The organism is Streptococcus parasanguinis, assembly GCF_001073155.1.
Lineage (GTDB): Bacteria > Bacillota > Bacilli > Lactobacillales > Streptococcaceae > Streptococcus > Streptococcus parasanguinis_D.
On record NZ_JVEE01000046.1, the window covers coordinates 13,801 to 35,254 of the forward strand.

The following is a 21,454-nucleotide window of genomic DNA, read 5'->3' on the forward strand; positions in this document are numbered from 1 at the left end:
ATAACTTTAGGTTAGGCAAGAGACAATAACGAAGAGTCACAACGAAATTGGGAGCTAAATATTACCAAACGTAAGCGATAACTTCTCCACCAACATTCTTTTGGCGAGCTTCTTTATCAGTAAGCAAACCTTCAGAAGTTGAAAGGATAGCAATTCCAAGTCCGTTAAGAACTTTTGGAAGATCTTCACGTTTTTTGTAAACACGCAAACCTGGTTTTGATACACGTTTCAAGTTTGTGATAACTTTTTCACCGTTTTGTCCGTATTTCAAGAATACACGGATGATGCCTTGTTTGTCATCTTCGATGAATTCAACGTTTTTTACAAAACCTTCGCGTTTAAGGATTTCAGCAATCCCTTTTTTGATGTTTGATGCAGGCACTTCAAGTACTTCGTGTTTTGCTTGGTTAGCGTTACGAATACGTGTAAGGAAGTCTGCGATTGGGTCAGTCATAACCATTATAATTTCTCCTCTTACTAGTAGTTTGCAAGTTGCACTTGCTAGTTAATGATTGAGCTAGGCTCAGAAAGTTTTGATACACACAGATGAGCATTTCTCATTTGAACACGAGCTACAACCTGGGCAAAAAAGATAGATTTGTTTTGGAGCATCGCTCCTGCACCAAATCTCCTATTTTTGCTATGGTTGTTACGCTCTTTGTATCATGCTATTACCAAGATGCTTTTGTTACACCTGGGATTTGACCTTTGTATGCCAATTCACGGAAGCAAACACGGCAAAGTTTAAACTTGCGGTAAACTGAGTGTGGACGTCCACAACGTTCACAGCGAGTGTATGCTTGAGTAGAGAACTTCGCTGGGCGTTTGTTCTTAGCAATCATAGATTTTTTAGCCATTAGTTTTACCTCCTATATTATTTTGCAAACGGCATACCGAGGCCAGTAAGCAATGCACGTGATTCTTCGTCTGTGTTCGCTGTAGTTACGATTACGATATCCAAACCACGAGTTTTATCAACATCATCAAAGTTGATTTCTGGGAAGATCAATTGTTCTTTCACACCAAGTGTGTAGTTTCCGCGTCCATCAAATGATTTTGTTGGAACACCATGGAAGTCACGTACACGTGGAAGTGAAACTGTTACCAATTTATCCAAGAATTCGTACATACGTTCACCACGAAGGGTAACTTTTGCACCGATCGCAACACCTTCACGAAGACGGAAGCCGGCGATTGATTTTTTAGCCTTAGTGATCAATGGTTTTTGACCTGAGATCAAAGCAAGCTCTTCAGCAGCTTTTTCAAGGTTTTTAGCATTTGATACTGCATCACCGACACCCATGTTCAAAACGATTTTATCAACTTTTGGCACAGCCATAACTGATGAATAGTTGAACTGTTCAGTCAATGATGGTACTACTTCATTAAGGTATTTTTCTTTTAAACGATTAGCCATTATACTTCTCCTTTCCTTCGTGATTAGTCAAGCACTTCGCCTGATTTTTTGTTGTAGCGAACTTTTTTGCCGTCTACAAATTTGTAGCCAACACGTCCAGCAACACCGTTTTTGTCCAAAACTTGAACGTTAGAAGCATGGATTGGAGCTTCTTTTTCAACGATTGCACCTTGAGGGTTTTCGTTATTTGGACGTTGGTGTTTCTTGATGATGTTTACACCTTCTACAACAACTTTATTTACTTTTGGAAGAGCAGTAAGAACAACAGCTTCTACGCCTTTGTCTTTACCAGCGATAACGCGAACTTTGTCGCCTTTTTTTACAAACATTTTATTCTCCTTTTATTCTTACGCCCGACGGGCACCCTGGCTGAGCCAGGGGACTGTGTTTGTTTTTTTATTGATTAAAGTACTTCTGGAGCAAGTGATACGATCTTCATAAAACCACCGTCACGCAATTCACGTGCAACTGGGCCAAAGATACGAGTTCCGCGAGGAGTTTTGTCGTCACGGATGATCACTGCTGCATTTTCGTCGAACTTGATGTATGAACCATCTTTACGACGAGCACCTGATTTAGTACGAACGATAACAGCTTTTACAACGTCACCTTTCTTAACCGCACCACCAGGAGTAGCTTGTTTTACAGATGCAACGATTACATCACCGATGCTCGCGAATTTACGTTTTGAACCACCAAGAACTTTGATTGTCAAGATTTCGCGTGCGCCACTGTTGTCAGCGACTTTCAAACGAGTTTCTGTTTGAATCATTTACGTTTTCTCCTTTCAGGTATGATTAGATGATGACCGCTTTTTCAACGACTTCTACAAGACGGAAGCGTTTTGTAGCTGAAAGCGGACGAGTTTCCATGATACGAACGATATCGCCTTCTTTAGCAACATTGTTTTCATCATGAGCTTTGTATTTTTTAGAATAGTTGATACGTTTACCATAGACTGGGTGGTTACGTTTAGTTTCAACTACAACTGTGATTGTTTTGTCCATTTTGTCAGACACAACGCGTCCAACAAGAACTTTACGATTATTGCGTTCCATTGAAATTCTCCTTCCCTAGTCTATTATTTAGCTTCTGATTGAACAGTTTTGATACGAGCGATTTGTTTTTTCACTTCTTTCAAACGTCCAGTTTGTTCCAATTGACCAGCAGCTGCTTGGAAACGAAGTTCAAACAATTCTTTCTTCAATTCATTTTCACGCTTCGCGAGTTCTTCTTGAGAAAGACCACGAAGTTCTTTAACAAATTCTTTTACTTCTGTAAGTTTCATGACCTCTCCTTATTCTGCTTCACGTTTCACAAATTTAGTTTTAACTGGCAATTTGTGGCTAGCAAGACGAAGTGCTTCGCGTGCGATCTCTTCAGATACACCAGCGATTTCAAACATCACTTTACCACGTTTAACTGGTGCTACCCAACCTTCAGGAGCCCCTTTACCAGATCCCATACGTACCCCGATAGCTTTAGCGGTGTATGATTTGTGTGGGAAAATCTTAATCCAAACTTTACCACCACGTTTCATGTAACGAGTCATGGCGATACGAGCAGCTTCGATTTGACGGTTTGTGATCCAGTGGCTAGTTGTAGCTTGAAGACCGTATTCACCGAATGCTACTTCTTTTCCACCTTTTGCTTCACCGCGCATTTTACCACGGAATTCGCGACGGTGTTTTACACGTTTAGGTACTAACATTGGTTATTTACCTCCTTTAGCGTCTTTACGAGCTGGAAGAACTTCACCACGGTAGATCCATACTTTAACACCAAGTTTACCGTAAGTAGTGTCTGCTTCTTCCCAAGCGTAATCGATATCAGCGCGAAGTGTGTGGAGTGGAACAGTTCCTTCAGAGTATCCTTCTGCACGGGCAATATCTGCACCGTTCAAACGACCTGATACTTGAGTTTTGATTCCTTTAGCTCCAGCACGCATAGCACGTTGGATTGCTTGTTTTTGTGCACGACGGAAAGCAACACGTTGTTCCAATTGACGAGCGATTCCTTCACCAACAAGGTGAGCATCCAAGTCAGGACGTTTGATCTCAATGATGTTGATGTGTACTTGTTTACCAGTCAATTTGTTAAGAGCTGCACGAAGTGCATCAACGTTTGCTCCACCTTTACCGATAACCATACCTGGTTTAGCAGTGTGAAGAGAAACGTTAACTTTGTTTACTGCGCGTTCGATTTCAATAGTTGAAACAGCTGCGTCAGCCAATTCTTTTTGAATGAATTTACGGATTGCAAGATCTTCATGAAGGTAATCCGCGTATTCTTTTTCAGCATACCATTTGGCATCCCAATCACGGATGATACCAACACGCATACCAATTGGATGTACTTTTTGACCCACGAGTTTACCTCCTTATTTTTCTGCAACAGCTACTGTGATGTGAGCTGTACGTTTGTTGATTGGTGAAGCTGAACCTTTCGCACGTGGACGGAAACGTTTCATTGTTGGTCCTTCGTTTGCGAATGCTTCAGATACTACCAAGTTAGCTTTTTCCAAACCAAAGTTGTTTTCAGCGTTTGCTACTGCTGAGTTCAACACTTTAAGGATGATCCCTGCAGCTTTGTTTGGTGTGAATGTCAAAATAGCGATGGCATCGGCTACGCTTTTACCACGGATGTTGTCAAGAACAAGACGTGATTTACGAGGTGAAACACGCACTGTACGAGCCATTGCTTTAGCTGAAGTAATTTCTGCCATTTATGTTCTCCTTATTTTCTACGTGTCTTCTTGTCGTCTGCCGCGTGACCTTTGTAAGTACGAGTTGGTGCAAATTCACCAAGCTTGTGACCTACCATGTCTTCTTGGATGTAAACAGGTACATGTTTACGTCCATCATAAACTGCGATAGTGTATCCGATGAAACTTGGGAAGATCGTTGAACGACGTGACCAAGTTTTAATTACTTTTTTCTTTTCGTCGTTTGCTTGAGCTTCAACTTTTTTCATCAAATGCTCATCGACGAAAGGTCCTTTTTTAAGACTACGTCCCATTTTGTAATTTTCTCCTTTAAAATTTAGTACCACAGCGGCTTGCGCTGCTAAGCAGCGCTACCGAGCTGGCGGAAAGTGTAAGCTAGTTGCTTATGATTATTTTTGGTTGCGACGACGAACGATAAGTTTGTCAGATTTCGCTTTCTTGTTACGAGTTTTAAGACCAAGCGCAGGTTTACCCCAAGGAGTAGATGGCGCTTTACGTCCAACTGGTGCTTTACCTTCACCACCACCGTGTGGGTGATCATTCGGGTTCATTACAGAACCACGAACTGTAGGGCGAACACCTTTCCAGCGGTTACGTCCCGCTTTACCAAGGTTTACAAGTCCATGTTGTTCGTTTCCGACAACACCAACTGTAGCACGGCAAGTTCCAAGAATCATACGAACTTCGCCTGATTGAAGACGAACAAGTACATATTTACCTTCAGAACCTAATACTTGAGCAGAAGCTCCAGCAGCACGTACCAATTCTCCACCTTTACCAGGTTTCAATTCGATGTTGTGGATCAAAGTACCAACTGGGATGTTAGCAAGCGGAAGAGCATTTCCGACTTTGATATCTGCTTCTGATCCTGATACGATGCGTTGACCTACTTCAAGACCTTTAGGGGCGATGATGTAAGCTTTCACACCGTCAGTGTAGTGTACAAGCGCGATGTTAGCTGAGCGGTTTGGATCGTATTCGATCGTTTTAACGACTGCTTCAACTCCATCTTTGTTACGTTTGAAATCGATCAAACGGTAATGACGTTTGTGTCCACCACCTTGGTGACGAACAGTGATACGACCGTTATTGTTACGACCTGCTTTGTTTTTAAGAGAAACAAGCAAAGTTTTCTCAGGTGTGTTTGTTGTGATTTCAGCGAAATCCAAAGAAGTCATATTACGGCGACCGTTTGTTGTTGGTTTATAAACACGAATTCCCACGATATTTCCTCCTTAGATTATTCAGCTTCAGTAGCAAACAACTCGATTGCTTTAGAATCAGCTGCAAGCGTGATGATAGCTTTTTTAGTTTTTGAAGTAAAACCAGTGTAACGTCCAACGCGTTTTGCTTTAGGTTTTACGTTTACAGTGTTCACATTCGCAACTTTTACACCTTCAAACGCTGCTTCAACAGCTTGTTTGATCAAAAGTTTGTGAGCGCGAGTGTCAACTTCGAATACATATTTGCCTGCTTCAAGTTGAGCCATTGACTTTTCAGTGATAACAGGTTTTTTGATAACATCATACAAATTCATTATGCAAGAACCTCCTCGATTTTAGAGATAGCTGCTTGAGTAACAAGAAGTTTGTCACTATTTGCGATGTCAAGAACACTTGCAGTTGTAGCAGTCGCAACTTTCACGTTTGGAAGGTTACGAGCTGAAAGAGCTGCGAATTCATTTCCTTCTTCAAGAATAACAAGGACTTTAGAATCGATGCTCAAAGCTGCAAGAACTTTTGCAAATTCAGCAGTTTTTGGAGCTGTAAATTCAAGAGAATCAACGGCTACAAATTTGTTTTCAGCAACTTTTTCTGAGTAAACAGATTTAAGTGCAAGGCGACGAACTTTTTGAGGAAGTTTGTACGCATAGCTACGTGGAGTTGGTCCGAAGACGATTCCACCACCACGCCATTGTGGAGAGCGGATAGAACCTTGACGAGCACGTCCAGTTCCTTTTTGACGCCATGGTTTGCGTCCGCCACCTGAAACGGCTGAACGGTTTTTAACTGCGTGAGTCCCTTGACGAAGGCTAGCACGTTGGCTGATGATCACATCAAATACAACTGCTTGGTTTGGTTCGATACCAAAGATCGCATCGTTAAGAACAACTTCGCCCGCTTGTTTACCAGTTTGGTCGAATAATGTTACATTTGCCATTTTGACTGTATTCCCCTTTCCTTATTATTTACCAGCTTTAACTGCTGACTTGATAGTGATAAGAGATTTCTTAGCACCTGGTACGTTACCTTTGATAAGGATAACGTTCTTTTCTGGAACAACTTGTACAACTTCAAGGTTTTGAATTGTTACACGATCGCCACCCATGCGTCCTGCAAGGTTTTTACCTTTGAATACGCGGTTAGGTGCAACAGGTCCCATAGAACCTGGACGACGGTGGTAACGAGAACCGTGAGCCATAGGTCCACGTGATTGTCCATGGCGTTTGATAACACCTTGGAAACCTTTACCTTTAGAAGTACCAGTTACATCAACAATGTCTCCAGCTTCGAAAGTGTCAACTGTGATTTCAGCACCAACTTCCAAGCCTTCAACGTTTTTGAATTCACGAATGAAGCGCTTAGGAGCCGTGTTAGCTTTTGCTACATGTCCTTTAGCAGGTTTGTTGCTCAATACTTCGCGTTTGTCATCGAAACCAACTTGGATAGCGTTGTAACCATCTGTTTCAACAGTTTTAACTTGAAGAACAACGTTTGGAGTTGCTTCGATAACTGTTACAGGGATCAATTCGCCAGCTTCAGTGAAGATTTGAGTCATTCCCACTTTTTTCCCTAAGATTCCTTTTGTCATGAGAAAATAGTTCCTTTTCTATAGTTTTTTATTAAAAAAGTTTTTAACGAGCGTTTTTTATGCTCTGGATCAAGCTTTTGATTAAAGTTTGATTTCTACGTTTACACCACTTGGAAGATCCAATTTCATCAAAGCGTCAACTGTTTTTTGAGTTGGGTTGATGATGTCGATCAAACGTTTGTGTGTACGCATTTCGAATTGTTCGCGAGAATCTTTGTATTTGTGAGTCGCACGAATGATTGTGTAGAGGCTACGCTCAGTTGGAAGTGGGATTGGACCCGCAACTTGTGCACCTGTACGAGTAGCTGATTCTACGATTTTTGCAGCCGCTGTGTCGAGTGTACGGTGTTCGTACGCTTTCAAACGGATGCGGATTTTTTTGTTTGCCATCTTTTTCTCCTTTTCGTCTATTTAAGATAATAGGCTAGCTCCACAAGAAAACCGACGCGCGTTGCGTGGCAATGCAACCGAGCGTGTCGCAACCTCTTGCATCAAAGCTAATAGCTGTTTTTCACAGCACCATAGTAGTTTAACACAAACAAAGGCCCAATGCAAGGGATTTGAGAAGATTTTTTTCGTTTTTTTGATGAAAGTGTTTTCGAAAGAAATAGAGTGCTAAAAAAGTTGCTATTATATAGGAAAAAGGGAGCGAGACAGAACAAATTTATATCCAATTTGTTCGTCGTCTCGCCCCCGCACAGTTGATTAGGTTATCTTTGGAGCTTAACAAGCGAACAAAGATACCAATCAACCACTGCGTCTAGCAGTTATTCCTATTATTCTCAGATGGCTGTAGTCTTTTTTCTTCCTATTTATCTATTTCTAGAAATTCCGTCCTGACTTGTTATAGCCATATTTTTCGACGAAATGCTCACGGAATTCTAAGAGATTGTCATCCATGATGGCTTGACGGACCTGCTTCATGAGGTTGATCAAGAAATAGAGGTTGTGGTAGCTTGTCAAGCGAATGCCGAAGGTCTCATCTGCCTTGAGGAGGTGGCGAAGGTAAGCTCGGGTATAGTTCTTACAAGTGTAGCAATCACATTCGGGATCTAGCGGTGTAAAGTCTTCTGCAAATTGCGCATTTTTCACCACTAGGCGTCCTTGGCTGGTCATACAGGTACCATTTCGCGCAATCCGCGTCGGTAAGACACAGTCAAACATGTCCACTCCACGAATAACGCCATCGATCAGACTGTCTGGAGCTCCTACTCCCATGAGATAGCGTGGCTTGTTCTCTGGCAAGAGCGGAGTTGTGAAATCCAGCACGGCATTCATCTCTTCATGGCTTTCCCCAACAGCTAAGCCACCGATAGAATAGCCTGGGAAGTCCATGCTGACCAGATCTTGAGCAGACTGACGGCGCAAGTCTTCAAATCCAGCCCCTTGGACAATCCCGAAAAGACCTTGATCATGAGGGCGACGATGAGCCTTAAGCCCACGTTCTGCCCAACGACTGGTCCGTTCGATCGATTTTTTCACATAATCATAAGGCTGATAGAACTGAGGGCATTCATCAAAGGACATCATGATGTCGCTTCCTAGATTGTTTTGGATGGAGATGGCCTTTTCTGGAGAGAGGAACATCTTCGAGCCGTTGAGGTGATTTTTAAAGGTTACCCCTTCTTCGGTGATGTTGCGGGTATCCGCCAATGAATAGACCTGGAAGCCTCCACTATCTGTCAAAATGGGCTGGTCCCAGTTCATGAACTGGTGCAGTCCTCCTGCTTTTGCGACCAAGTCGTCCCCCGGACGAAGCCAGAGATGGTAGGTGTTGGCCAAGATAATTCCGGAACCCATTTCCTTGAGTTCTTCTGGCGATTGGGTCTTAACGGTTGCCTGAGTCCCTACAGGCATAAACATTGGGGTCGGGAAGGTCCCGTGAGGGGTAATAATTTCTCCCAGACGAGCACCTGTATGCTTTTCTTTTTTGATTAATCGATATTGAATCGGTGAATCTGTCATGGTTACCTCCGTACTGGGAAAAACAGTCCCAGCCTTCTTATTCCTGTCACAGTTTTCCTGTGAGCACCTGTACGATTGTACCAAATTTTACCGGCTCTGTCACGGACTTATGTTATAATAAAAAGTACTACTATGAAGAGAGTGTCATCTATGAACCTTAAACTGATTCGCCTCCGGGCACGTACCATGCAAGTCCAGCAACCGGGCTTAGCTATCCTTTTTGCCTTGCCGGTCCTGTTGACCATTCTTGCTAACTTTCTCTTAAGTGGGCAAGATCTGGTCGATCTACTACCGGACATGACCTTGCAGCAAGCAGGTATCTACATGATCCAGCGGCAGCTCTTTCCTTCTGTCGTCTCCTTTGTCATCTCCATTTTAGTGGTCGGTGCGACTTTTAGCTATTTAGATACGATCAATCCCAAGATCGAACACCGAACACGCGTGTTAGATATCTTTAAACAAGATCGCTTTACCTCTGTATTTGCCACCTTGATCTTGAAGCAAGTCGTCCTCTTTTTATGGGGACTCATCCTCTATGTAGGGAGCCTCATCAGCACCTACGCCAGCATTCGATTTTTGGCGATTTACGACAAGGTGAGCAACCCTAGCACTCTGAGTGCTTCCAGTCCTGAATTCCAATCTCTCATGCAACAAATGCCTCTGATGACTACCGGTGTCGTGCTGGGCCTACTCGGCCTCCTCTTTTACCTGCCACAATACTACAGTCTCAGCTTGGTCGAATTGATCCTCTATGAACAATTACGAGACGGCGACTACAAGGGAGCCTTTGGAGTGCTTCGCCAAAGTCGTGAAACCATGAAAGGGTTCCGCAGCAATCGCTTGGTGCTCGATCTAACCTTGATTGGTTGGTACTTCTTGAATTACTTCACGCGCGATGTCATCGGCTTTTACACCATGCCTTACTTTATCAACTGCCAAATTGCCTTTTATGATCAAATCAAGCAGATTAAACAAGGGCCGCGCCATTTTACAGGCCATCCAAGCCATGAAACTGAATAAGAGTAATAAGAAAACCCCAGCAAGCTGGGGTTTTCTTCTATGTCAATTGTTTAGCATTTATAAACCGTATAGGGAGTCTCCTAAAATCAGTCGGGTGTGTTCCCGTTTGATACAGCGGTTCATGACGATATCTTCTCGTCCAGCTCCACGAAGGATTTCTTCTGCTTCTTGATTTTCCAGTTCCAATTGTGCCCAGAAAATTTTCGCATCCGTCTCAATAAAATCACGTGCCACATCTGGCAAAAACTCACTGCGACGGTATACATCGACGATATCTACTGGGAAAGGAATCTCCTGTAGGCTAGCGTACACCGTTTCTCCAAGGATCTGGCCACCAGCTGCGCGGGGGTTGACAGGAATAATCCGATAGCCCCGCTCTTGCATCTCCTTGCTGACACGATGACTGGTCGTGTCTTCACGATCAGATAATCCAACTACAGCGATGATCTTGCTGGTTTCTAGGTAATGTTTGATAATGCCATCACTAGGATTGCGAAATGAATAAGCCATAAGAATCTCCTTTTGTATGCGTTTCCTTTCTTTAAATAGTATAACAATACGGAAGGCATTGCAAGTGTTTGTCGTTAAAAGCGGTAGGAAACTGAAAAGTCTCCTACCGCTTTCTGTTTTTGACAAACTTAATCTTATTTGGCTTCATACCATGTTTTGCCTTCATTTTCATCGGCTTCCAGTGGTACTGCAAGTTCGATAGCAGATTCCATGGTCTCTTTGACAAGTTCTTTGATCGCTGCCAGTTCATCACTTGGTACTTGCAGAACGATTTCATCGTGCACCTGAAGAAGCATCTTGGTCTTGTATGCTCCTGCTTCTAGCGCTTGGTCCAAGTGGATCATAGCAATTTTCAAGATGTCTGCTGCCGATCCTTGGATGGGTGAGTTGATAGCTGTCCGCTCCGCAAAGCCTCGAACATTGAAGTTGCGAGAATTGATATCTGGAATCTCCCGACGACGCTTGAAGAGGGTCTCCACATAGCCTTTATCACGCGCTTCCCGTACCACTCTCTCCATATAGTCCTTGATGCCAGGGTAGCGTTCGAAGTAGGTCTCAATGTAGGCCTTGGCTTCTTTTCGACTGATCCCTAAGTTGTTAGACAGTCCAAAGTCGGAAATTCCATAAACCACACCGAAGTTTACTGCCTTGGCATTGCGACGGTCATTCGGCGTCACGTCTTCTGGTTTTTCAATGTTGAAGACGCGCATAGCAGTCGATGTATGGATATCTGCCCCATGCTTAAAAGCATCAATCAAATGCTCATCTCCCGAAATATGGGCCAAGACGCGCAATTCGATTTGTGAATAGTCCGAACTCAGCAAGACACTGTTTTCCTCTTCTGGGACAAAGGCCTTACGAATAAGGCGACCTTGTTCCAATCGGACAGGGATATTTTGCAAATTGGGATCCACGCTAGACAAACGGCCTGTCTGCGTCAAATCCTGTACATAGCGGGTATGGATCTTCCCATCTTCCAAAATCCAATCTTGAAGACCGATGACATAGGTCGACTGGATCTTAGCAATTTGGCGGTATTCAAGAATCTTAGACACAATCGGTGCGATAGGAGCTAGGCGTTCCAAGACATCAACGGCTGTTGAATAGCCGGTTTTGGTCTTCTTAGTATATTCAAGAGGAAGTTCCAATTTTTCAAAGAGGATGACCCCCAATTGTTTTGGAGAATTTATGTTAAATTCCTCTCCAGCAAGCTCATAGATTTCTTGAGTCAAGCGCTCCAAGACCACTTCGTTTTCCACTTGCATATCTTGGAGGGTCTGGCGTTCTACCTTGATCCCCGCGATTTCCATCTTGGCCAAAACAGCTGCTAGTGGTTGCTCCATATCATAGAGCAAATCTAGCTGGTCATGGGCTTGCAACTGCTCCACCATGGGCTCTTCCGTGTCTAGTAAAACAGCGACTTTCCGTGCCAAATGCTCTAATAGGGCCGTCTTTTCTGGGATAGCTTTTTTGGCTCCCTTGCCATAAACGACTTCGTCCAGCGGTAGCGCAATCTGACTATAGAGACTCGCAATGGTTGAAATTTCATTGTCCTCTACGGTCGACAAGAGATACTTGGCCAATCGACTGTCAAAAGCCGGATTTTGAAGGGTAATGCCCAAGTGGCTGAGCAAGACCTTAGCCCGCTTGAAGTCATAGACCTTGAGGGGCGTTTTTTCGAGAAATTCTTTGAAAATCGGTGTTTGTAAAAGACCAGTATCTGTACTCGCGTGGAGTTGACCTTTGGTCCCCCATGCGAAACCAATAATGGGTTCCGTATGGTAATTGTCCCCAAAAATCTCAAAATGGAAGAAACTATCTTCCGTGAGCATATCTGAAGTGACTTGCTCGACTTCTGTGTAGTCAATAGCTACAGGAGCTGCTTCTTCTCCACTGAGATCCAAGGCCTGACGGAGTTGCTTGAAGCCCATCTCCTCATAAAACTTGGCTAGATTTTCTAGATGAGGGCCCGTATAGGTGATATCGTCAAGCCCAATTTCAATGGGAGCATTGGTATCGATGGTTGCGAGAGTTTTGGATAGGTAGGCCTGCTCCTTGTCGTTGATGAGGTTTTCCTTCATCTTAGAAGCCTTCATCTCGTCAATATGCTCGTAAATGCCATCGAGAGAGCCGTACTCTAGGAGTAGTTTGATCCCGGTCTTTTCTCCGATCTTGGTGACACCCGGGATGTTATCCGACTTATCTCCCATCAAGGCCTTGAGGTCGATAAATTGCTCTGGTGTCAGACCCATTTTTTCTTTGAGATAGGCTGGAGTGAATTCCTCAAACTCCGCTACCCCTTTTTTAGAGATTTCAACCACCGTATTGTCATCTGTCAGCTGGATCAAATCCTTGTCCCCAGAGACAATGGTCACATCAAATGGCACCGAGGTAGTTTCTGCCATCTTATCGAGCGTTCCAATAATATCATCCGCTTCATACTGGGCCAGCTCATAATGGCGGATTCCCAAATGATCCAGTTGCTCACGAATGAAAGGGAACTGCTCACGAAACTCATCTGGTGTTTTTGCACGCCCCCCTTTGTAGTCGGCATACATCTCCGTCCGAAAGGTCGTCTTTCCTGCATCAAAAGCAACAAGGACATGGGTTGGTTGGATGCGCTCCAAGAGATGGCTCAACATGAGATTAAAGCCATAGACCGCATTGGTATGCAGACCATTGGCATTTTTGAAGCGATCAATTTGATGATAGAGTGCGAAAAAGGCACGAAAAGCGACGGAAGACCCGTCGATGAGTAGTAATTTATTCTTTTTTTCCATAGGCCTATTATACCACGAATCACAAGGTCTCTGGTACATAAAAACTCTACCCTTTCGGGTAGAGCCTTCTTTAGGAGTTTCTTATGAAAAATGAAGAGAAGTGTTTATTCGCCGTAACAAGAACCTTGTTGTGGCAATTTCTTAAAGCGTTTTGGATAATTGACTGAGATTTTCATTTTCTGTACCTCATTTCTTATTGGATGAGTACAGTATACAAGAGAAACCTAAACGATTCCTTATAGAAAGCTTCAAGAAAACTAAAAGCTGAGGCGCAAAACACGCGGTTGTTTTTTCCTACAAGCTGGTAACTGAAGATGGAGCCCTGTCTCATCTTGGCTCCAAGAAAGAAGCTGACTTTCTCCAAGGAGTTCCACCTTTTGAATGCGCGCATGAAGAACTCTCGGTTGCTTGAGGTCATAGGCGAGAGACGGCAAGGTCAACTCTTCCGTCCTTCCACTTGGTTCCAGCTGGATAGCATAAAGAAAACCATCACGCATGGTATAGCGAAAATCTTGGCTGGTATAGAGTGGCGCTTCTCCATCTGAGAAGGAACCTTCCTGGGCCTCGGTCGGTCCGTCCGATGACACCCGCCAAGGCCGACTCTGATAAATGGCTTCTCCATTTACCGCCAGCCAGTCCCCGATCTCTGTGAGGATGTCTTGGTCTTGCTCAGGGATAGTGCCGTCTGCCTTGGGTCCAATATTGAGCAGAAGATTGCCATTTTTGGCCACAACATCGACTAAATTTTGTAGCAATTCCTTACTGGTCTTGTAGGCTAGATCCTGGGTATAGCACCAAGAATTACGGGCGATCGCGGTATCCATTTGCCACGGAAAGGCTTGCGTCTCTCCGTATCCTCCCCGCTCCATCTCAACGATTCCTGAACCGAAAGGGAGGGCATCCTGTTTGTAACAAACAGCCACCTTGCGATCCTCTTGTGCTACTAGATTGTAATAATAAGCCAAAAAGCGCATCAAGTAGGGACGGAAACTCTCATGCTGGATCCACCAGTCAAAATATAGGAGCTCTGGTTGGTAGTCCCGCACCAGTTCACAGGTTCGCAAAAGCCAATCTTCCAAGAATTCTTTGCTTGGATAAGGCTTGGAAGTCAGATCAAAATGATCCTTGGGTTCTGGCTCCGCCGGCCAATAAAGGCTGTCTCTTGGGACTTCTTTCGGAATGTCACTAGTGAATTTCTTGCCATGTGAAAAGAAAAACTGGTGTTCTGCCCGGTGAGAGGACGTACAGAAGTGCAGGCCACGTTTTTCTGCTTCCTCCCTCAGCTCTCCTAAGACATCTCGTCTCGGCCCCATTTCTAAACTATTATAAGGCGAGAGAGTAGAGGCATACATCTGAAAACCATCGTGGTGCTCCGCAACTGGAAAAAGATACTGGGCTCCCGCTTTTTGAAAGAGATCTAGCCAAGATGCCGGATCAAAGCGATCGGCTGTAAAAAGAGGAATGAGATCCTTGTAGCCAAAGCCGGCCTGGTCTCCAAAATGCTCTCGATGATAGTCATAACAAGGATTCCCTTGGATATACATATTTCGCGAATACCATTCCGAACCGAAAGCAGGTACACTGTAGACACCCCAGTGGATAAACATTCCAAATTTGGCATCTCGATACCAATCTGGACAGACTTGATGGCTAAGAGAGTCCCAGGTGGGTTCAAAAGGACCTGACTGGACAACTTGATCAATCTCTTCAAGGCTTATCATTCTCTTCTCCTCTTTTCTTGTTACTACCTCTATTGTAACGAGAAAGCCTCGTTTGTAAAGACCAACGAGGGGAATGTTTAAAATAGTAGACAAAGAGCTTGATCTAGGAGAATCAAGCTGATGATGAATGAAATGAAGCGTCTAGCCCTTCACTGCTTGAGAAATAAAACGAGCAATGGCGTCTGTCTCTCCTTGGTGGAGAGCCTTAACGATTTTGGACCCCACAATCACTCCATCCGAGACCTTGTTGAAACGGTGAACATCCTCCATGCTGGAAACTCCAAAACCTGTTAAAACAGGAATGGACGCTATTTCGTGTAATTGGGCCAAGTGGTGATCCAAGTCATCTCGATAGCTACCAGCTTTCCCCGTCACTCCATTGACAGCAACGGCATAGATAAATCCTTCTGCATCTTGGATCAATTTCTTTTGGCGCTCGATTCCTGTGGTTAGGCTCACTAGTGGCACCAAGGCGATGTCTTTATCCGCTAATAGAGGCTCTACCAGATCCGCATGCTCATGAGGAAGATCGGGAATAATCACTCCCTTAACCGCTGTTCCTTCTACATCTCTAAAGAAGTTTTCGAGCCCATATTGGAACAAGGGGTTGAAATAGGTCATGATGACCAAAGGAACACTTGTCTCTAAGTGCTGGATCGTTTGCACCAGTTCCTCTGTCGTCGTCCCATGGGCTAAACTTCGTAGTCCCGCCTCTTCAATCACAGGACCATCTGCCACCGGATCTGAAAAAGGAATGCCAACCTCAATAGCTGAGACACCAAGCTCCTCCAAAAATTGGATGGTTTCCTGCAAACCTGCCAAGCCTTTTTCATGATCTCCTGCCATGATATAAGGAACAAAGATCCCTTGCTGCTGGTCTTTCAGCTTTTGTAAACGCTCTGTTAAGGTCTTTCCCATCTTACTCTCCTCTCTCTTGTTCTAGGCGGTCTTTGACTTGTACCACATCTTTATCCCCACGACCTGACAAGCAAACGATCATAGATTTTTCAGGCCCCATCTCCTTGGCCAACTTCACCGCATAGGCGATAGCGTGGCTAGATTCCAGGGCCGGAATGATTCCTTCCACTTTTGAAAGCAATTGAAAGGCTTCTAGCGCTTCCTGGTCTGTCACAGGCACATAGGTTGCCCGCTTGATGTCATGGAAATAAGAATGCTCTGGCCCAATTCCTGGATAATCGAGACCTGCCGAAATCGAGAAGGCTTCTAAAATCTGTCCATGGGCATCCTGTAACACATCCATCAAGGCACCGTGAAGGACTCCCGGACGCCCCTTGGTCAAGGTGGCTGCATGCTGGTCTGTATCCACTCCAAGCCCAGCAGCTTCCGCCCCATACATGGCAACAGAGGCATCCTCTACAAAAGGATAAAAGAGGCCAATGGCGTTCGATCCGCCTCCTACACAGGCTAAAACGGCATCTGGCAGCGCACCATCATTTTGCTCTGCAAATTGGCGTTTGGCTTCTCGACCGATGACACTTTGAAAATCACGGACAATTTCTGGGAATGGATGAGGTCCTAGAGCAGAACCCATGATATAGTGGGTATCCTCCACATTTGCTACCCAGGCTCTAAGAGCAGCATTGACCGCATCCTTGAGAACACGTGACCCATCTGTTACTGATTGAACCTTGGCGCCCAATAACTCCATCCGAAAGACATTGAGGGCTTGGCGTTTGACATCTTCTTCCCCCATGTAAATGGTACATTCCATATCAAATAAAGCAGCAGCTGTTGCTGTTGCAACACCGTGCTGGTCAGCTCCTGTTTCTGCGATGATCTTCTTTTTGCCCATCCGGTGTGCCAACAAAACCTGTCCTAGGGCATTATTAATTTTATGAGCCCCTGTGTGGTTGAGGTCTTCTCTTTTAAGAAAGATCTTGGCTCCACCGACGTACTTGGTAAGATTTTTAGCGTAATAGAGCGGTGTTTCCCGACCGACATATTGTTTCAGAAGCTGATCCAATTCTGCTTGAAAAGAAGAATCTTTTTGACTTTCTCTGTAGGCTTCTTCTAATTCTAAAACTGCTGTCATCAAGGTTTCAGGGACAAATCGTCCCCCGAACCGCCCGTAAAATCCGTTTTTATCTGGTTGTTTATATGCCATGCTTGACCCTTTCTATAAATCGTTTTATCTTTTCTTGATCTTTTTTTCCATTTGTCTCGACCCCACTGGATACATCCACCGCATAAGGATGAAAGAAGCGAATGGCGTCTGCTACATTGTCTACCGTCAAGCCTCCTGCAATAAAGCAGGGCTTTGTAACGTTTTGACTTTCGAGTTCTTGCCAGTCAAAGGTCTGCCCACTTCCTGCTACAGGAGCATCAAAGAGCAGATAATCGGCACTGGTCTCAGGAAGAGCGACATCTTTCCCCATATGAATAGCGCGAATCGTCTGTTGGGGAAGGTCTTGCAAGATGGTTTCATCCATCGGTCCATGCACTTGTATCAGGTCCAATCCCACTACTTGGCAGGCCTGCTCCACTTCTTCTCTTTGTGGGGATACAAAAACACCGACTTTTTGAACCCCCTTTGGAATCCCTGTAGCCAACTGCCGAGCTTGCTCCAACGTGACTTGCCGTTTGCTTGGTGCAAAGACAAAACCAATGTAGTCCGCACCGGCTTCAACAGCTGTCTGGACGGCTTCCGGAGTGGACAATCCGCAAATTTTAACCTTTGTCAATCTGCAACTCCTTTACTTTTTCAGCCACATTGTCTGCCTTCATGAGAGCTGTCCCAACGAGAATGCCATTAAAATAAGGAGCCAGCATGCGCGCGTCTGCTGCTGTGAAAATAGCAGACTCAGAGATGTAAACTGGTTCTTGTTCAAAGCTGGTCGCCAATTCAAGGCTAGTATGAAGATCTGTCTCAAAGGTCACCAAGTTGCGATTATTGACCCCTATGATCTGAGCCCCAATCCGGTGAGCGACCTCTAGTTCTGTCAGATTATGGGTCTCCACCAAGACCTCCAGGCCAAGATGGGTCGCAAAATCGAAGAGTTCTTTCAGACGAGCCTCTGATAAGGCTGCAACTATCAACAAGATCACAGTCGCCCCTGCGTTTCGCGCCCGAATTATTTGCTTTTCATCCACAATGAAATCTTTGTTGAGGGTGGGGATACGTACTTGACTAGATATTTCCCGGAGATACTCGATACTGCCCTTGAAAAACACTTCATCGGTCAAGACAGAAATCATCACGGCCCCATTTTCTTCGTAAGTCTTAGCCTGCGCGACGATATCCACATCGACATGAATATCTCCCAGACTCGGGCTAGCCTTTTTCACTTCCGCAATGACCTGAAGCTTTTCTGGATGACTCTTTAGGTAATCATACAGGCGGTAGGTCTCGCGCAAAGGTTGGAGTTCCTCTTCTTTCATCGCAGCCACTTCACGCGCCTTTTCCTTTAGAATCTTTGGCAAGAATTCTTGACTCATTTTTGATACTCCTGTAATAATCTCAATTTCTCAAGGGCATCCCCACTGGCAATCACTTCACGTGCCAAGGCAATCCCTTCCTTGATAGAATCTACCTTGCCATTGGCATAAAAACCAAGGCCAGCATTCAAGACAGTCACCTCTAAGAAGGGACTCGCTTCATTCTTCAAGACACTGAGCAAAATTTCTGCATTGCATTTGGCGTCTCCACCTCTTACTTGATCAATTTCAATGCGCTCCATTCCTATATCTTCTGGTTGAAAGCTTGATAAGGTAACCTGTCCATTTTCCAGAATTGCGAGCTGGGTTTCCCCATCAAGGCCTGCCTCGTCCAAACCTTGCGGGCCACTCACCACCACTGCGCGTTTCCGACCCAAATTCTGTAGAATCTCTGCCGTACTTTCTAGCATGTCAGGACGACTGGTTCCCAATAGCTGGGTTTCTAGAGGAATCGGATTGATAAGAGGACCGGTTAAGTTCATCACCGTTGGAACCCCTAGCGCCAAGCGAGCGGGCATAATATAGCGCATGCCAGGATGCAGATTTTTGGCAAATAGGAAGACAATCCCCGCCTTTTCAAACACTCGTCCCAAGTCTTCTGGACCCAAATCAAGGTTGATCCCTAGAGCTTCTAGTACATCCGCAGAACCAGATTTAGAAGAGATCGAACGATTTCCGTGTTTTGCCATCTTGATGCCACCACCAGCAAGGACGAAGGCAGCTGTTGTTGAAATATTGAAACTATACGAACGATCGCCCCCCGTTCCACAATTGTCCATTGCTCCTTGAACTTCTGTAGGAATAGCGACTGCATAGGCCTGCATCACTTTTGCAATAGCCGTCCGCTCTTCAACCGTTTCTCCCTTCATTTTGAGACCTAGAAGAAGGGCCGTCACCTGTGCTTCTGAAGCACGACCAGCAACGACTTCCTCCATGGCAGCTTCTAACTCTGCACTGCTTAGATCCATTCCTTCCGCTACTTTTGCAAGCACTTGTTTCATCTTCCGCTCCTTGACTAGTTTGACAAAATTTTCGATGGTCTTGAGCCCATCTGGCGTCCCGATACTTTCTGGATGGTATTGAAAACCATAAATCGGTAAACTGCGGTGTTGAATTCCCATAATCGCTTGATCATCCGTCGTCCGAGAGGTAATGACAAAATCCTCTGGCATGTCTTCAATCGTCAGCGAATGGTAGCGCATGACTGGGACTTCTTTTGCGACACCCGCGTATAGCGGAGAGGGAGCTTCTAGTTGGATCTGGCTTTGTTTGCCATGCATGACCTGTGGCGCCAATCCCAAGCGCCCTCCAAAAACTTCCGCAATCGCTTGATGTCCCAAACAAATCCCCAAGATTGGTTTGACCCCCGCGAAATCTCGGATCATCTCCTCCATCTTGCCCGCGTCCTTTGGCCAACCTGGACCTGGAGAAAAGACCAAGGCATCTGCTTCTTGGGCAACCTGGTACAAATCCGGATCATCATTTCGAAGCACCTGGACCTCATCAAATTTTCCGATATACTGTGCTAAATTGTAGGTAAATGAATCGTAATTATCGACTAATAAAATCATCCTTCTTCTCCAATCCTTGTCATCGATTTTGCCTTATTGACGGTTTCTTGGTATTCATTTTCAGCGATTGAATCATAAATGATTCCTGCTCCAGCCTGCACATAAGCCTTCTTATTTTTGAGGATCATGGTTCGAATCGCAATAGCAAAATCGAGATCCCCCGTCAAAGAGAGATAGCCAATAGCCCCCGCATAGACGCCTCGTTTCTCTTTTTCTGCCTCATAGATTCGCTTCATGGCTCGAATCTTGGGAGCACCCGAAACGGTCCCAGCTGGAAGGGTTGCCTTCAGAGCCTCAATGGAAGCTAGTCCAGGAAGTAATTGTCCCTTGACTACACTCGTCAGGTGCATGACATAACGGAAGAACTCCACTTCCATATATTTGGTCACTTCAACCGACCCATTTTGAGCGATACGACCAATATCGTTTCGACCTAGATCCACCAACATCCGGTGTTCTGCGACTTCTTTTGGATCCCCTGCCAAATCAGTTGCCAATTGCCGATCACTCTCTTCATCAATCCCTCTAGGTCGCGTGCCAGCAATGGGATTGGTTGTCACCACTCGATCCTTGACCGACACCAGACTTTCTGGACTAGCACCGATAATTTGGTACTCCCCAAAATCATAAAAGTAGAGATAATTCGAAGGGTTGGTCACGCGCAAATTGCGGTAGTAATCTAGCGGTTTTCCTGAAAAATCAGCTGAAAAACGTTGACTGAGCACGCATTGGAACATATCTCCTTTTCGAATATAGTCCCGCGCTAGGGCCACCATTTCCTCAAACTCTTTTTGCTCCAAATGATTGTGGAAATGAAGCGCATGCAGGTCCTTGTCCTGAAACTCTTCTTTTGCAGGTCTTGCCAATTGTGCTAATACTTGCTCCAAGCTCGACGCTTGCTCTGCTTCACTCCGTCCACTATAGAGGTTCTCTTCCACCACATAGACCTTTTCCTTTTTGTGATCAAAAATCACATAGCTCTCATATAAGAAAAAGTGAAGATCTGGTGTGCCAATCGTATCTTCAGGAATGGAACCAATGTTCTCATAGAGGCCAATCAAGTCATAGCCGACAAATCCAATCGCCCCACCGTTAAAAGGAAGCTCTTCAGAAGTTTTCGTTTTGACCGTGATGCGATTCAAAAAGTCCAAAGGATCCTCTTCAACAATTTGATCATTGAAATAGAGGACGCCATTTTCAAACTTGACTTCACTGACTGGCCGATAGGCTACAATTGAAAAACGCGCATTCTCTTTTTCACGAGGGATCGACTCCAAGATCATTTTATGGGGCGCATCCAAACGCATATAAGCCAAAATTGGACTCAACACATCAGCAGATAAAACTTTTTTCATATCAGAAACCTCTCTTTTAGAACTCTTTTATTCTAATGAATTCAGCCGCACCCTGCTTCGCTTGCTAAGGCGATCAAGGGTATCCCATCGCTCTGTTTTCGCTTTGGGATCAATGTGCCTAAG

General features: G+C 44.8%; 27 protein-coding genes and 1 pseudogene. 1 reads left to right on the plus strand and 27 read right to left on the minus strand.

Going from position 1 to position 21,454, the window contains the following annotated elements:
- Positions 1–61: 61 nt before the first annotated feature.
- The 17 genes from rpsH to tgt all read right to left on the minus strand — a co-directional run bounded on the left by rpsH (position 62) and on the right by tgt (position 8,918).
- Positions 62–460 (minus strand): 30S ribosomal protein S8, encoded by a 399-nt coding sequence (gene rpsH, locus ADH92_RS08405; protein WP_003010897.1) that lies wholly within the window; start codon positions 458–460, stop codon positions 62–64.
- A 211-nt stretch (positions 461–671) separates the two neighbouring features.
- Positions 672–857, minus strand: coding sequence for a type Z 30S ribosomal protein S14 (locus ADH92_RS08410; protein WP_001085699.1), 186 nt, complete (start codon positions 855–857; stop codon positions 672–674).
- 17 nt (positions 858–874) lie between these two features.
- Complete coding sequence (gene rplE / locus ADH92_RS08415) at positions 875–1,417, minus strand: 50S ribosomal protein L5 (RefSeq protein ID WP_003009606.1); 543 nt, start codon at positions 1,415–1,417, stop codon at positions 875–877.
- A gap of 23 nt (positions 1,418–1,440) precedes the next feature.
- Positions 1,441–1,746, minus strand: a complete 306-nt coding sequence (gene rplX, locus ADH92_RS08420; RefSeq protein WP_003002315.1) for a 50S ribosomal protein L24 — start codon at positions 1,744–1,746, stop codon at positions 1,441–1,443.
- A 74-nt stretch (positions 1,747–1,820) separates the two neighbouring features.
- Positions 1,821–2,189 (minus strand): 50S ribosomal protein L14, encoded by a 369-nt coding sequence (gene rplN / locus ADH92_RS08425; RefSeq protein ID WP_003002384.1) that lies wholly within the window; start codon positions 2,187–2,189, stop codon positions 1,821–1,823.
- Between the two features lie 25 nt (positions 2,190–2,214).
- On the minus strand, positions 2,215–2,475 hold the full coding sequence (gene rpsQ / locus ADH92_RS08430) for a 30S ribosomal protein S17 (RefSeq protein WP_003009600.1): 261 nt from the start codon (positions 2,473–2,475) through the stop codon (positions 2,215–2,217).
- Positions 2,476–2,498: 23 nt separating this feature from the next.
- Positions 2,499–2,705, minus strand: coding sequence for a 50S ribosomal protein L29 (gene rpmC / locus ADH92_RS08435; RefSeq protein WP_003002350.1), 207 nt, complete (start codon positions 2,703–2,705; stop codon positions 2,499–2,501).
- A gap of 9 nt (positions 2,706–2,714) precedes the next feature.
- Positions 2,715–3,128, minus strand: a complete 414-nt coding sequence (gene rplP, locus ADH92_RS08440) for a 50S ribosomal protein L16 (protein WP_000960947.1) — start codon at positions 3,126–3,128, stop codon at positions 2,715–2,717.
- A gap of 3 nt (positions 3,129–3,131) precedes the next feature.
- Positions 3,132–3,785 carry a 30S ribosomal protein S3 gene (rpsC, locus tag ADH92_RS08445; RefSeq protein ID WP_003002336.1) on the minus strand — a complete coding sequence of 218 codons (654 nt, stop codon included), beginning with the start codon at positions 3,783–3,785 and terminating at the stop codon, positions 3,132–3,134.
- 12 nt (positions 3,786–3,797) lie between these two features.
- Positions 3,798–4,142 carry a 50S ribosomal protein L22 gene (gene rplV, locus ADH92_RS08450; protein WP_000818139.1) on the minus strand — a complete coding sequence of 115 codons (345 nt, stop codon included), beginning with the start codon at positions 4,140–4,142 and terminating at the stop codon, positions 3,798–3,800.
- Between the two features lie 11 nt (positions 4,143–4,153).
- Complete coding sequence (gene rpsS / locus ADH92_RS08455) at positions 4,154–4,435, minus strand: 30S ribosomal protein S19 (RefSeq protein ID WP_000533766.1); 282 nt, start codon at positions 4,433–4,435, stop codon at positions 4,154–4,156.
- A gap of 96 nt (positions 4,436–4,531) precedes the next feature.
- Complete coding sequence (rplB, locus tag ADH92_RS08460) at positions 4,532–5,365, minus strand: 50S ribosomal protein L2 (protein WP_049498099.1); 834 nt, start codon at positions 5,363–5,365, stop codon at positions 4,532–4,534.
- A 17-nt stretch (positions 5,366–5,382) separates the two neighbouring features.
- Positions 5,383–5,679: a 50S ribosomal protein L23 gene (locus ADH92_RS08465; protein ID WP_003009593.1), complete on the minus strand. Its 297-nt coding sequence runs from the start codon at positions 5,677–5,679 to the stop codon at positions 5,383–5,385.
- A complete protein-coding gene (rplD, locus tag ADH92_RS08470; protein ID WP_003009591.1) occupies positions 5,679–6,302 on the minus strand; it encodes a 50S ribosomal protein L4 in 624 nt (207 codons plus the stop codon). Before rplD ends, ADH92_RS08465 begins: the two co-directional genes overlap by 1 nt.
- 24 nt (positions 6,303–6,326) lie before the next feature.
- Positions 6,327–6,953, minus strand: coding sequence for a 50S ribosomal protein L3 (rplC, locus tag ADH92_RS08475; protein ID WP_003010846.1), 627 nt, complete (start codon positions 6,951–6,953; stop codon positions 6,327–6,329).
- Between the two features lie 81 nt (positions 6,954–7,034).
- Positions 7,035–7,343: a 30S ribosomal protein S10 gene (gene rpsJ / locus ADH92_RS08480; protein WP_003009585.1), complete on the minus strand. Its 309-nt coding sequence runs from the start codon at positions 7,341–7,343 to the stop codon at positions 7,035–7,037.
- 432 nt (positions 7,344–7,775) lie between these two features.
- Positions 7,776–8,918 carry a tRNA guanosine(34) transglycosylase Tgt gene (gene tgt / locus ADH92_RS08485; RefSeq protein WP_003010858.1) on the minus strand — a complete coding sequence of 381 codons (1,143 nt, stop codon included), beginning with the start codon at positions 8,916–8,918 and terminating at the stop codon, positions 7,776–7,778.
- A gap of 150 nt (positions 8,919–9,068) precedes the next feature.
- On the opposite strand from tgt, the gene ADH92_RS08490 reads away from it, so the two are divergent.
- Positions 9,069–9,938: a DUF975 family protein gene (locus ADH92_RS08490; protein ID WP_049498100.1), complete on the plus strand. Its 870-nt coding sequence runs from the start codon at positions 9,069–9,071 to the stop codon at positions 9,936–9,938.
- 57 nt (positions 9,939–9,995) lie between these two features.
- On the opposite strand, the gene ADH92_RS08495 is transcribed toward ADH92_RS08490, so the two are convergent.
- From ADH92_RS08495 to trpE, 10 genes and pseudogenes are all read right to left on the minus strand, one after another.
- Positions 9,996–10,448 (minus strand): CoA-binding protein, encoded by a 453-nt coding sequence (locus ADH92_RS08495; protein ID WP_021154247.1) that lies wholly within the window; start codon positions 10,446–10,448, stop codon positions 9,996–9,998.
- A gap of 134 nt (positions 10,449–10,582) precedes the next feature.
- Positions 10,583–13,228, minus strand: coding sequence for a DNA polymerase I (polA, locus tag ADH92_RS08500; protein ID WP_049498101.1), 2,646 nt, complete (start codon positions 13,226–13,228; stop codon positions 10,583–10,585).
- Positions 13,229–13,485: 257 nt separating this feature from the next.
- Positions 13,486–14,949: an alpha-L-fucosidase gene (locus ADH92_RS08505; RefSeq protein WP_049498102.1), complete on the minus strand. Its 1,464-nt coding sequence runs from the start codon at positions 14,947–14,949 to the stop codon at positions 13,486–13,488.
- 141 nt (positions 14,950–15,090) lie between these two features.
- Positions 15,091–15,867 carry a tryptophan synthase subunit alpha gene (gene trpA, locus ADH92_RS08510; RefSeq protein WP_049498103.1) on the minus strand — a complete coding sequence of 259 codons (777 nt, stop codon included), beginning with the start codon at positions 15,865–15,867 and terminating at the stop codon, positions 15,091–15,093.
- Position 15,868: 1 nt separating this feature from the next.
- A complete protein-coding gene (gene trpB / locus ADH92_RS08515) occupies positions 15,869–17,074 on the minus strand; it encodes a tryptophan synthase subunit beta (protein ID WP_049498104.1) in 1,206 nt (401 codons plus the stop codon).
- Complete coding sequence (locus ADH92_RS08520; RefSeq protein WP_049498105.1) at positions 17,064–17,651, minus strand: phosphoribosylanthranilate isomerase; 588 nt, start codon at positions 17,649–17,651, stop codon at positions 17,064–17,066. Before ADH92_RS08520 ends, trpB begins: the two co-directional genes overlap by 11 nt.
- Positions 17,638–18,405 (minus strand): indole-3-glycerol phosphate synthase TrpC, encoded by a 768-nt coding sequence (gene trpC / locus ADH92_RS08525; RefSeq protein WP_049498106.1) that lies wholly within the window; start codon positions 18,403–18,405, stop codon positions 17,638–17,640. The genes ADH92_RS08520 and trpC overlap by 14 nt, the downstream gene beginning before the upstream one ends.
- A complete protein-coding gene (gene trpD / locus ADH92_RS11450; RefSeq protein ID WP_049498142.1) occupies positions 18,402–19,406 on the minus strand; it encodes an anthranilate phosphoribosyltransferase in 1,005 nt (334 codons plus the stop codon). Before trpD ends, trpC begins: the two co-directional genes overlap by 4 nt.
- Positions 19,407–19,415: 9 nt before the next feature.
- A pseudogene (locus ADH92_RS11455) lies at positions 19,416–19,976 on the minus strand (aminodeoxychorismate/anthranilate synthase component II); the annotation flags it as partial.
- Complete coding sequence (gene trpE, locus ADH92_RS08535; protein WP_049498107.1) at positions 19,973–21,331, minus strand: anthranilate synthase component I; 1,359 nt, start codon at positions 21,329–21,331, stop codon at positions 19,973–19,975. The pseudogene ADH92_RS11455 and the gene trpE, both read right to left, overlap by 4 nt.
- Between the last annotated feature and the right edge of the window lie 123 nt (positions 21,332–21,454).